Consider the following 11,798-nt stretch of genomic DNA (forward strand, 5'->3'; position numbering starts at 1 on the left):
TCCGTGAATTCTAGGTTAATCATGTTTTTAATGAGTGCTTTGCTTCTAATTATGACTCTTAAACTATATTATTGTCCTTGAGTAAAAAATGCAAGTTGTAGCCGTGCAAAGTATAACTCGATGTCGGATGGGAAAATAAGCACAAATCTAATTATACTCATTACAATAGAAATATCAACGACCACGATTAAAAACTCTTATGCGGGTAACTCTAAAATCGGCCTTGAGTGATAGTCATATCGACGCTAATCAAACCAGCAGTCAACGTCAACTGATGCTATCGATCGCCGCCACCAGTGAACAGATTAACACAAATTTACCGATTAATCTTTGTTTAGTTCTCGATCATAGCGGTTCTATGCAGGGAAAACCCCTAGAAACGGTCAAAAAAGCGGCCTTCAGTTTAATAGAATCCCTCGGGGTTAATGATCGTCTCTCGGTGATAGCTTTTGATCATCGCGCCAAAGTTATTCTTCCCTCCCAATTGCGACAGGATGATCTGACCTTAATTCGCTCAAAAATTCAACGATTACAAGCGGGAGGAGGTACGGCGATCGATGAAGGGATAAAATTAGGTATTCAAGAAAGTTCCACCGGCAGCAAAGGTTATGTGTCTCATATTTTTCTGCTTACCGATGGTGAAAATGAACACGGAAATAATCAACGCTGTTTAAAATTAGCCGCAGTAGCAGCTGAGTACGGTATCACCTTAAATACCTTCGGTTTTGGCGATCATTGGAATCAAGATATCCTAGAAAAAATTGCCGATATCGCTGGCGGAAGTTTATCTTATATCGAAAGACCCGAACAGGCTTTAATTGAATTTACTCGTCTATTTAACCGTTTGCAATCTGTCCGGTTAACTAACGCTTTCCTGCAATTAGAATTAGATGCTCGGACTCATTTAGCGGAGTTAAAACCCATTGCCCAAGTTGCCCCAGAAACTATAGAAATGAGCCTACAAAAAGAGGGCAATTTTTACATCACCCGTTTGGGTGATTTAATGATAGATGAAGAAAAAATTATCCTCCTCAATCTCTATATCGACCAAATTCCCCCCGGTACTTATACCATAGCTAAGGTGAAGATTCGCTACGATGATCCCGCTTCTGGTCAAAAAGGGCTAGAAACTGCGACTGTTAGCCTTGATATCGCCTCCCAAGCTATCTATCAATCCCAATTAAACGAGCAAGTTCAGAAATCGACTCTGACTTTAGCCAAATATCGTCAAACCCAAATCGCTGAAGAAAAATTAAAACAGGGCGATCGAGCAGCCGCCGCCACCATGCTACAAACCGCCGCCAAAACCGCCTTACAATTGGGAGAAAAAAACGCCGCCACTGTCCTCCAAACTAATGCCACCCGTTTACAGGTGGGAGAAGAATTGAGCGAGGGAGATTTAAAGAAAACCCGCATTATTGCTAAAACAAGACTACAAACCGATGGAGAGACAGGAAAATGATTAAAATTCGCCCCTTGCCCCTAGGAATTTTTCTGGTGACAATGTTCGCTCTTCCCCCTGTTATTTTACCCCCCTTAGTCAACGCTATTCCCATCGAACAAATACCGAAACTAAATCCGCACGGGGGATTATGGGTCAGCGATCGAGCTAATATTTTAAGTCGGGCGGGTGTTACGCAAATTTCCGGTGACATAGCCAAATTAGAGGTAGAAACCGGCGCAGAAATTGCTGTTGTCACCGTCCCCGATACCTTACCCTATCCTACCCCCAAAGCCTACGCCACAGCCCTATTTAATCGTTGGAAAATCGGCAAAAAATCGCAAGATAACGGGGTTTTAATCCTCGTTTCCCTCAAGGATAGACGGGTAGAAATCGAGACCGGTTATGGAGTCCAAAGATTTTTACCCGATGCTCAGGTCAAGGATATTATCTACACCTGCATGATTCCTAGCTTCAAAACGGGAAACTACGAAGAAGGTATTCGAGCAGGTGTAACAGTTGTGAGCGGGTTTCTCCGTAGTGCTTATGGGTTGCGACAAACTGAATTTAAGCCTCAAATCGCAATGTCCATTCTTCATCTTGTTTTGGCTATCCTGATGGTGGGAGTGTCTTTTCCCTTGATGTTAATTCTATATTTTGTTTATTTTCGTTGTGCCGTTGGTGGCAATGGTCGAGGTGGCCGCAGTGGTGGCAGCAACGGCAATAGCGACTATTGCGGTTATGATGGTGGTGGTTATGGTGGTGGCGGTTATGATGGTGGTGATTTCGGCGGTGGCAGTAGCGGTGGGGGTGGCGGCGGCGGTGATTGGTAGAGTTGACACTCCCTCCCATGAGCGCTTCGGGGAGTGTCAATAGAGGCTTTGGCTACCAGTTCCGTTCTGTTAAACTTACTCAAATCTACTCATGAGCAAATTTGACGTTAACTTCCTGCTTCACTGTAGTAGTGTCGGCACTATCTACTCTACAAGCTGACACGGTGGAACTCACCGCCAAAGAAGCTAGATTCAGACTAGCGTTCAAGTCTCGACCGCAAACTACATGGCATTGCTCACACTCAAAAACTCTTTCAGTTAAAGATAGAGACTCTTTTTTGTACCCACAATTGGAACAGGTTTTACTGCTAGGAAACCACCTATCGGCTATGATTAATTCCGAACCATACAACTGAGTTTTATAATCAAGTTGTCTTCGGAACTCGTAAAAACCCATATCCTGAACGGCTTTAGCTAATTTGTGATTAGCCATCATCCCAGACACATTTAAATCCTCAATTACTATCTGGCCGTGGTTCTTGGCTAAATAAGTGGTGAGTTTATGTAACGTATCTTTACGGATATTAGCTATTTTAAAATGAAGTTTAGCTATTTGCCGTTGGGCTTTGTTCCAATTATTTGAACCTTTTACCTTATGTCGGTTCAAGTATTGAAGTCTGGCTAATTGTTTTTCGTATTTACGATAACTTTTAGAGCCTTCAAACGTTTCACCTGTCGATAAAGTAGCCAAAGATTTAATTCCTAGATCACAACCAACTACATCATAAGTTTTATTGGTTGTTTGCTGTTCAACTTCCATCTTAAAACTAATAAACCACCTATTAGCTTTTTTACTAATAGTAACAGATTTTGGCTGGTATCCATCAGGTAGCCGCTCGTAAGTTTTTAACCAACCAATCACAGGAACTTTTATCTTTTGATGGGCAATTTTAATGCTCCCATCTAAAGTGAAACTATCCTGTTTACCTTTCTTCTTGAAATTTGGTGGTTTAGCTATCTTCTTGAAGCATCTTTTCCAAGCATCAGATAAAGCTCTTAACGCCCATTGGGGGGCGCATTTAGACACTTGGTAATACCAATCATGCTCTGATTTTACCAATGCTACCAACCATTGATGAAGGTCAATAGCCGTAGGAAACTTGATTTTTTCATCAGGGTTAGCTTGATTATGGTCTAAAATTTGCTTGGTTAAAGCCAAACCCCAATTCCAAGCATGACGTGCGGTTCCTGCGTGTTGGGCTAATAATGAGCGTTGTTGATTATTTAGTTTTAACTCAGTCTTGAATCCTAGTAGCAACGTCTCTTAACTCCTCTACGATTTTTCTATTTTTATGGTTTCTAGAGCCATACAATCTAGCGGAAAATACCGTAATGATTTCTAAGACATCCGGCGCTAAATCCTCCTCAAATGTACTGTCTTCAGTTCGATTGATAATGACAACTTCAGTTCCGAATTGCTCACACAGACTAAAGATTAGTTCACTACCAAATCTAAGTAATCTATCCTTATGAGTTAAGACCAATCTCTCTACTTTACTATCAACAATCAACCGAATTAATCGCTTTAATCCTTTTTTGTTGTAGTTAAGTCCTGAACCTAAGTCGTCTATAATTTCAACTTGCCAACCGTTTTGAGCGCAAAACAGTTCGACAACTTCTTTTTGACGTTCTAAATCTTTCTTTTGGTCATGACTAGAAACACAACAATAGCCAACAGTATAGGAAAGATTCTCTTTTACTCCAAGCAACTGAGAAATTGTATAACGACGATGCCCATTAGCAGTCCGTTCTGGAATTAGTTTACCTTCAGACTCCCAACGCCTTAACGTCGATACGCTTACACCTTTCAATTTAGCGGCTTCCGATATGGTTAACTTACTCATAAAGCTATTATAGCATAAGTCATGAGTAATTTTGGATAGTATTAGTTAGGTTTTTGGTTTCTGTGATTAACCCTTGCCGTCAACTCCTCAAACAACAGTATTAACTCGCCTTCGGCGATCGAGCCATTGTTGTAAAATAATCGCCGCCGCTTCCCGATCGATCGCTCCCTTATCCCAAGAGGAAAACTGTTTTTTGGCTTTTAAGAATTCTTCCGCCTCTAGGGACGTGCAACGCTCATCAATGTATTCGAGGGGCAAATCCAAGGCGATCTCTAGTTTCTGGGCGTATTTTTGTACCTGTTTGGCCTGAAATCCTAACTCTCCCGCCATGGTATAGGGCAGTCCCGCTACCAAAATCTTAATATTTCTTTCCTTGACAATTGCCTCAAACTGTGGTAGGTCAGCAACAAAGGAAGAACGGATAATCGTGGTTAAACCGGTGGCGATTAAACCTGTGCCGTCACATCCTGCCACTCCTACCCGTTTTTTGCCGATATCTAAGCCCAAGGCGGCGACTCTTTCCATCACACTGGATGCCCCTGATCGGGGGGTTCCGAGGGCGGTTTAACTGGGGGAAGTTCTCCCGGACTGTCGAGGGAGTCTAGGGGGGGATTATTGGGCCATTTTAACCAAGACATCCGACTAGGGATGGGAGTTCGCGGCACCGGTTGTAAACCCTGCAGCATTTCTGCCAGGGCGGAATTTTCTGGCTTAGTTTCGCGGATTTTGTGCCATACCGAGCGCGACATCATCAGGGTGTGGGAACTGCGGATTGCTCCCAATTGTTCCAGATATTCCCGTCTTTCGTGCTGATAATCAGCAGATATCAACTCTAGCGAGCGAGCGGGATACTTGCGAGTGATCTGGGCCATCTGGATTAATAACTTAGGATAGAGCCAAGTGTAGGCGGGATGGACAATTAATTTCGCTTGATGGGGTCGCTCATCCCGATTAGATAGAATTAATTCAAAATAACCGATCGCCGCTTTTCGTTGCGGTTCAAAAACGTAACCGCGACTAATTTGCGGACCGCCGCACCAACCTTGACAGCGACCGAGCAAACTATCAACTAAATTGATTTTAAAATCCTGGATATGGCGATCAAATACCTGACGCAGTAGCGGCGGCATAGACACACAATCTAACTGATAGAGCAATTGAGCGTCAGCATTGCTCACAGGCAGTAAATTCGGTAAATCTGCCTCTTGTTTGCTCAATTCCTGTAATAATTGCGGCGGTAAAGACCAATAGGTTAATTCTGCCAAAGGCTGAAAACCGTGTTGCCGAAAAAGTGCCAAACTGTCCTTTTGATTGATATTAACCTCTAACACCCAGGTGCGCGCTTCCCAAACCGTTTCTAGACAATAACGCAGTAATTGCGCCCCGATGCCCTTGGGTTCGCTTAAAGACTCCCCTGGATGCACCCGCACCTGTTCCACCCGCCAAGTGCTGCGACTACTATTAAAAGGGGTGACTTGGATTGCCCCGCGAATTTTCCCTTCTTCTCCCCGATTGGCCATGGACTCAGCCACATAGACATGAAAACGGTGTTGGAGAGGATTGGGAAAAAAACTGAGAATTTTAAATAACCCAAACCAAGGCCGCACCTGCTGCACCTGGGTGCGGAAATTTTGGGCGCGACGATCAATATCCTCATCGAAGTCATCCAGGGTTAAAGCTTCAATGTCTTCCAAATCCCGATATTGTACGGGACGGATCTGGCGATCGCTAAAATCGTCCCCTTGGGGAACAGGAGAAGTGGTCATGGCTCTGGGGTAAATATCGTCTATGCACCTATCTTACAGCAGAATCTAGAGGCACTTCCCCACCAATAACAATTTCTGACGGCTCAAGGAGACTGCCACAGAAAGGACACCTCGATCGGTAGCTGGGGTTTTTTGGGCCAAATTTCCGATTATGACAATTGGATGCTACAATAACGGACGGTTAATCAGTCCGAATTTGCAGTAAAAGTCTTTGAGTCAATCTGTAGATACCACTAACACCCTAGACACTCTAGCTCAAGAACTAGCCGCCATTCAGCAGACCGGTTCTAAGCGCGTCGCCTTATTGGGTTCCCGTCACGTTCCCATCACACACCAGCAATTGATCGAAATGATGGCCTATGCCCTCGTGCTGGCGGGCAATCGGATTATGACCTCCGGGGCGACGGGAACCAATTCCGCCGTCATTAAGGGGGCAATGCGGGCAGATCCTAATCTGTTAACCGTGATCTTACCCCAAAGTCTCGATCGCCAGCCCCTGGAATCCCAAGAACAACTCCAGCAGGTTATCCATCTGGTGGAATGTCCCGAAAATGACCATCTATCCCTAGGGGAAGCCAGCAGCCTCTGTAATCGCGAGATTATCAATCGTTGTCAACAGTTAATCTGTTTTGCTTTCCACGACAGTCAGACCCTTTTGCAAACCTGCGCGGAAGCGGAAGATCAACGCAAGCTAGTTACCCTATTTTATTTTGACTAAATTCAGCGATGAATCTCTCCGTCAGTGCCATTCTTCTCTATTCGATAGTGGCTGCCGCTATCTCTGTCTATCTACCTTTTCTGCTGGTGGCTTACGCTAGAGCTAAGGTGGGTTACGATACCTCCGCTCCCCGGGCCATGTTCGACCAACTCCCAGACTACGCTAAACGAGCAACTTGGGCCCATCAAAATGGTTTTGAAACCTTTATGATCTATAGTGCTGCCGCTCTCATGGCCTACGTTACAGGAGTATCCTCATCCCTGGCCGCTGTCTGTGCGATCGCTTTCGTGATCCTCCGGCTTCTATTTTCCCTTTTTTATATCACTAATGTCCCGATCGCTCGTTCCCTGATGTTCGGTCTCGGCTCTCTCTGTACCTATACTCTCTTTGGGTTGAGTTTAATCAAGATTCAGTAGAATTCCCCAAACCAGATGCAGGAGAGTCGGAAAACGCTATAGTTCGGGAGCGGTAAAGAATTTGCTTAACCCGAACTAAAGTTAATTCTGTTACTGATAAACCGGTAATTTGGGATTATCCACTGATAACAAACCAGTTAAAAGTGAGGCGGGTTTTTGACTGTAGGGCCAGGCAAAAGCATGACGAAAAGCCGCATCTTGACAAGCTTGTAATTGTCGGAAATCGATCACGTCCAGGGTGAGTAAATTTTCGTACTCGAAGGGCAGCCGGACATTGTGTAAACCGGCATTATCGGTACAGATAGCAATATCAACCCCCGCTTCAAAACAGCGATCGAAGACTATCTTTAATTGCGATAAACTTTCAAGGGTGCCAGTTTTTAAATAGGTGGTGGGACAGACTTCTAAACATTGATGACGACGGGCAACTTCTGGCAGCAATTCTGGATATCGTAGGGGAATTTGAATACCGTGACCAATTCTTTGCAGATAGGGCAGTAATTGGGGATAACAACCGTCCTTTGTTTCGTAAAGATGGCCCGTGGTATTTAAACCCTCTTCTTGGGCATAACCGTATAAACCGGCAAATTCCTCTAGTCGAGTCTGGTAGTGGGAATCACCCCCAGCAATATCGATCGCACAGACGTATTCTCTCATCTCTAGGGCCAGATCAACGATCGCTTTGTTGACTTCGTAGGGAAGTCGCGAGTGCATACAGAGAATTTGACTGGTAATAATCGGATATTCGCTCATTTTCGAGGCTTGACCGACGATCTCGACAATCGAGCGCATTTGCTCGATTCGCTCTGTTTGGTTCAAATGTTCGTCGGTGCGATAGTAGGGAGTATAGCGCAATTCTAAATAGGCAAGATTCTCGAAGATGTAAGCACCGCGAATCAGACGATAGATAAAATAGGGCAAAGTTTGGGCGGTTTGAACACTTTCGACGAGGGTGTGTAATTCCAAATACTCATCTAAACTATTGCGTTTGCGGGTGTAAAATTCCTCAAAAGCGGGGTATTCCTGGAATTTGGCCGCTAAATCCCGCTCATGTCTGTGAAAGTAGCGCCAGAGAATTCTCGGTACTACCGATCCCCCTAAATGCCGATGCAAATCCGCGTATAAAGCCACAACTCCGCTGCTCCTTAGTCTCTCAAATGCTCCTTAAATATAACGAAGTTTTACAATTGTTTGACAATTGTTGCCAAATATTATTAGTACCTATTCGGTGATCGGTTGGGTGTTGGGGAGCGGGGAGATAGTGAACAGTCGCTAGTACAAGGCTCAGATCTGATCACTGATTCAAGGCTGAAGGCTGAGGGACACAATAAGGTCATTAAACCTAAATAAAGCTTTGCGGGATCGAGGGTGACAACATATACAATGATTGGGGTTTATCCTCAAGCAACCCTAAGCCTATGCCACGCCGTGATGACTTACAAAAAATCCTAATCTTGGGCGCTGGCCCGATTGTCATCGGACAAGCCTGTGAATTCGACTATTCGGGAACTCAAGCCTGTAAAGCTCTGCGAGAAGAAGGTTATGAGGTAATTTTAGTCAATTCTAACCCCGCCTCGATCATGACCGATCCAGAAATGGCCGATCGCACCTACATTGAACCGATTCTGCCGGAAATTGTCGAGAAAATTATCGCCAAAGAACGCCCCGATGCGATTCTACCGACTATGGGGGGTCAAACTGCCCTGAATACTGCGGTAGCTTTAGCCAAAAGCGGCGTTTTAGAAAAATATAACGTGGAACTGATCGGGGCAAAACTTCCCGCTATTGAAAAAGCCGAAGATAGGGAACTATTCAAAAAAGCAATGGAGAAAATCGGTGTTCCCGTCTGTCCTTCGGGGATTGCCAACAATTTAGAGGAGGCAAAAGCGATCGGTCATCAGATCGGTTCCTATCCTCTCATTATCCGGCCTGCCTTCACTTTAGGAGGAACCGGGGGCGGTATTGCCTATAACCAAGAAGAATTTGAACCGATGGCTCAGTATGGGCTAGATTGTTCGCCTACATCGCAAATTCTCGTCGAAAAATCCCTAATTGGCTGGAAAGAATACGAATTAGAGGTAATGCGCGATCTAGCCGATAACGTGGTGATCATCTGTTCGATCGAAAACTTTGACCCGATGGGGGTTCATACCGGCGACTCGATTACGGTTGCGCCCGCCCAAACCCTGACCGATAAAGAATACCAACGCCTCCGGGACTATTCTAAGGCAATTATTCGGGAAATTGGCGTAGAAACCGGCGGATCAAACATCCAATTCTCCGTTAATCCCACTAACGGCGACGTAATCGTGATTGAGATGAATCCCCGGGTATCCCGTTCTTCGGCCCTAGCATCGAAAGCTACGGGATTCCCGATCGCTAAATTTGCCGCTAAACTAGCAGTAGGCTACACTTTAGACGAAATTCCCAACGATATCACCAAAAAAACCCCGGCTTCCTTTGAACCGACTATCGATTACGTCGTCACCAAAATTCCTCGCTTTGCCTTCGAGAAATTCCCCGGCTCCCAACCGATTCTAACCACCCAGATGAAATCCGTCGGGGAAGCCATGGCTATCGGTCGAACTTTCCAAGAATCCTTTCAAAAAGCTCTTCGCTCCCTAGAAACGGGACGTTTTGGCTTTGGTTGCGATAAAATCGAAACTCTCCCCCCCCTCTCGGAAGTCCGCGCCGGTTTGCGGACACCTAACCCCGAACGAGTTTATAGTATCTATCATGCTTTTAAATTGGGCATGAATGGGGAGGAAATCCACGAACTAACCGGGATTGATCCCTGGTTCCTCGATAAATTGGCCGATTTGATGGAAACCGAGAAGTTTCTCAAACGAACTCCCCTGAAAAGTCTCAGCCAAGAGGACTTATTCGCTATTAAACAACAGGGTTTTAGTGATCGCCAAATCGCCTTCGCCACCAACAGCAGCGAGGACGAAGTGAGAAGTTATCGCAAGGGTTTAGGTATTGTTCCAGTCTATAAAATGGTGGACACCTGCGCGGCAGAATTTGAGGCCCTAACACCCTATTATTATTCCACCTACGAACAGGTAGAATCGGAAGTTTTACCCTCCGATAAACGCAAAGTGATGATCCTCGGTGGTGGTCCCAATCGCATCGGCCAGGGGATAGAATTTGACTACTGTTGTTGTCATGCCGCTTTTTCCCTCAGTCAAGCCGGTTTTGAGACGATTATGGTCAACTCTAACCCGGAAACTGTCTCCACCGATTACGATACCAGCGATCGCCTTTACTTTGAACCCCTGACTAAAGAGGATGTCTTAAATATCATCGAAGCGGAACAACCAGAGGGTTTAATTATTCAATTCGGTGGGCAAACTCCCTTAAAACTGGCCGTTCCCCTGCAAAAATATTTAGAATCGCCTAATTGTCCCGTAAATACCAAAATTTGGGGAACTTCACCCGATTCGATCGATACTGCCGAAGATCGGGAACGTTTTGAACAAATCCTCCGACAATTAGATATCCGACAACCTCCCAACGGTATTGCCCGCAGTTTCCAAGAATCCCAAGCAGTGGCTCAACGTATTGGTTATCCAGTCGTAGTACGTCCGTCCTATGTTTTAGGCGGTCGGGCAATGGAAATCGTCTATTCCGATAGCGAATTGGAACGCTATATGAAGTATGCGGTACAGATAGAACCGGATCACCCGATTTTAATCGATAAATTCCTCGAAAATGCCATCGAAGTGGATGTGGATGCCCTGTCAGATGCCACGGAAACAGTCGTTATCGGGGGATTAATGGAACATATCGAACAAGCAGGCGTACATTCGGGCGATTCTGCCTGTTCTATCCCCCATACGTCCCTGAGCGCCTCGGTTTTAACCACAATTCGACAATGGACGGTGGAACTAGCGAAAGCTTTAAAAGTAATCGGTTTGATGAATATCCAGTATGCGGTACAGGGGGAGACAGTTTATATCTTAGAAGCGAATCCCCGCGCTAGTCGTACTGTTCCCTACGTTTCCAAAGCAACGGGAGTTCCTCTGGCAAAAGTTGCCTCCCTCGTCATGTCGGGCCGAACCCTGACGGAATTGGGTATCATCAGCGAAGCAATTCCCCGTCATATTGCCGTCAAAGAAGCGGTTTTACCCTTCCAGAAGTTCCCCGGTGCTGATACTCTCCTGGGACCAGAAATGCGTTCTACAGGGGAAGTAATGGGGATTGACAGCGATTTTGGCAAAGCTTTCGCTAAAGCAGAAATGGCCGCCGGCGTGATTTTAGCCACCAGTGGGACGGTTTTCGTCTCGATGAGCGATCGCGATAAAACCCCCATGGTCCCCGTGGTTAAGGATCTGCAATCCCTCGGTTTTCGCGTCGTCGCCACTTCTGGAACTCGTAAAGTTTTGTTAGAAAACGGTTGCGAAAATATCGATTTAGTGCTAAAGATTCACGAAGGTCGTCCCCACGTTATCGATTGGATCAAAAATGACTGGATTCAGTTTATTGTCAATACTCCCAGTGGTGAAGAATCCCAAAACGATGGCCGACAAATTCGCCGTACTGCCCTCGATTATAAGTTACCAATTATCACCACTATCGCTGGGGCAAAAGCGACGGTAGCGGCCTTAAAATCCCTGCAATCCCAACCTTTAGAGGTGAAAGCTTTACAGGATTATCTCGCCTAATTTCAGTTATCAGTTATCAGTTATCAGTTATCAGTTATCAGTTATCAGTTATCAGTTATCAGTTATCAGTTATCAGTTATCAGTTATCAGTTATCAGTTATCAGTTATCAGTTATC

The 11,798-nt window shown here is 45.2% G+C and carries 10 protein-coding genes; 5 read left to right on the forward strand and 5 right to left on the reverse strand.

All coding sequences use genetic code 11. The features are described 5' to 3' along the window. The first annotated feature begins 199 nt into the window (after nucleotides 1-199). Nucleotides 200-1,462 carry a vWA domain-containing protein gene (locus EWV66_RS00920; protein ID WP_185237528.1) on the forward strand — a complete coding sequence of 421 codons (1,263 nt, stop codon included), beginning with the start codon at nucleotides 200-202 and terminating at the stop codon, nucleotides 1,460-1,462. Then, nucleotides 1,459-2,274: a TPM domain-containing protein gene (locus EWV66_RS00925; protein ID WP_185237527.1), complete on the forward strand. Its 816-nt coding sequence runs from the start codon at nucleotides 1,459-1,461 to the stop codon at nucleotides 2,272-2,274. Before EWV66_RS00920 ends, EWV66_RS00925 begins: the two co-directional genes overlap by 4 nt. An 85-nt stretch (nucleotides 2,275-2,359) precedes the next feature. Here EWV66_RS00925 and EWV66_RS00930 read toward each other — a convergent pair whose 3' ends face one another. From EWV66_RS00930 to EWV66_RS00945, 4 genes are all read right to left on the reverse strand, one after another. Further along, nucleotides 2,360-3,532, reverse strand: coding sequence for an RNA-guided endonuclease InsQ/TnpB family protein (locus EWV66_RS00930; RefSeq protein WP_079205890.1), 1,173 nt, complete (start codon nucleotides 3,530-3,532; stop codon nucleotides 2,360-2,362). Then, nucleotides 3,510-4,118, reverse strand: coding sequence for an IS607 family transposase (locus EWV66_RS00935; protein ID WP_287107615.1), 609 nt, complete (start codon nucleotides 4,116-4,118; stop codon nucleotides 3,510-3,512). Before EWV66_RS00935 ends, EWV66_RS00930 begins: the two co-directional genes overlap by 23 nt. An 87-nt stretch (nucleotides 4,119-4,205) precedes the next feature. Then, on the reverse strand, nucleotides 4,206-4,643 hold the full coding sequence (ruvX, locus tag EWV66_RS00940; protein WP_004161525.1) for a Holliday junction resolvase RuvX: 438 nt from the start codon (nucleotides 4,641-4,643) through the stop codon (nucleotides 4,206-4,208). Continuing rightward, nucleotides 4,643-5,884, reverse strand: a complete 1,242-nt coding sequence (locus tag EWV66_RS00945) for a GNAT family N-acetyltransferase (RefSeq protein ID WP_072925836.1) — start codon at nucleotides 5,882-5,884, stop codon at nucleotides 4,643-4,645. The genes ruvX and EWV66_RS00945 overlap by 1 nt, the downstream gene beginning before the upstream one ends. Before the next feature lie 211 nt (nucleotides 5,885-6,095). On the opposite strand from EWV66_RS00945, the gene EWV66_RS00950 reads away from it, so the two are divergent. Together EWV66_RS00950 and EWV66_RS00955 are read left to right on the forward strand one after the other, a co-directional pair. Further along, nucleotides 6,096-6,602, forward strand: coding sequence for a hypothetical protein (locus tag EWV66_RS00950; protein WP_002741066.1), 507 nt, complete (start codon nucleotides 6,096-6,098; stop codon nucleotides 6,600-6,602). Nucleotides 6,603-6,610: 8 nt separating this feature from the next. Then, the gene (locus EWV66_RS00955) at nucleotides 6,611-7,018 is read left to right on the forward strand and encodes an MAPEG family protein (protein ID WP_002763339.1); all 408 of its coding nucleotides are present in this window, start codon (nucleotides 6,611-6,613) and stop codon (nucleotides 7,016-7,018) included. A 90-nt stretch (nucleotides 7,019-7,108) separates the two neighbouring features. On the opposite strand, the gene EWV66_RS00960 is transcribed toward EWV66_RS00955, so the two are convergent. Further along, on the reverse strand, nucleotides 7,109-8,149 hold the full coding sequence (locus EWV66_RS00960; protein WP_052278038.1) for an adenosine deaminase: 1,041 nt from the start codon (nucleotides 8,147-8,149) through the stop codon (nucleotides 7,109-7,111). A gap of 287 nt (nucleotides 8,150-8,436) precedes the next feature. Between EWV66_RS00960 and carB the strand changes: the two genes are divergently transcribed. After that, a complete protein-coding gene (gene carB / locus EWV66_RS00965) occupies nucleotides 8,437-11,682 on the forward strand; it encodes a carbamoyl-phosphate synthase large subunit (protein ID WP_287107614.1) in 3,246 nt (1,081 codons plus the stop codon). The last annotated feature ends 116 nt before the right edge of the window (nucleotides 11,683-11,798 follow it).

Origin of the sequence: Microcystis sp. M_OC_Ca_00000000_C217Col, from assembly GCF_007095585.1 — a bacterium.
In the GTDB taxonomy this organism is placed as follows: Bacteria; Cyanobacteriota; Cyanobacteriia; order Cyanobacteriales; family Microcystaceae; genus Microcystis; species Microcystis panniformis.

Coding starts and splice junctions, on each gene's coding strand:
- EWV66_RS00945 (WP_072925836.1), bottom strand. CDS start 5,884: ATGACCACTTCTCCTGTTCCCCAAGGGGACGATTTTAGCGATCGCCAG.
- carB (WP_287107614.1), top strand. CDS start 8,437: ATGCCACGCCGTGATGACTTACAAAAAATCCTAATCTTGGGCGCTGGC.
- EWV66_RS00935 (WP_287107615.1), bottom strand. CDS start 4,118: ATGAGTAAGTTAACCATATCGGAAGCCGCTAAATTGAAAGGTGTAAGC.
- EWV66_RS00925 (WP_185237527.1), top strand. CDS start 1,459: ATGATTAAAATTCGCCCCTTGCCCCTAGGAATTTTTCTGGTGACAATG.
- ruvX (WP_004161525.1), bottom strand. CDS start 4,643: ATGGAAAGAGTCGCCGCCTTGGGCTTAGATATCGGCAAAAAACGGGTA.
- EWV66_RS00920 (WP_185237528.1), top strand. CDS start 200: ATGCGGGTAACTCTAAAATCGGCCTTGAGTGATAGTCATATCGACGCT.
- EWV66_RS00955 (WP_002763339.1), top strand. CDS start 6,611: ATGAATCTCTCCGTCAGTGCCATTCTTCTCTATTCGATAGTGGCTGCC.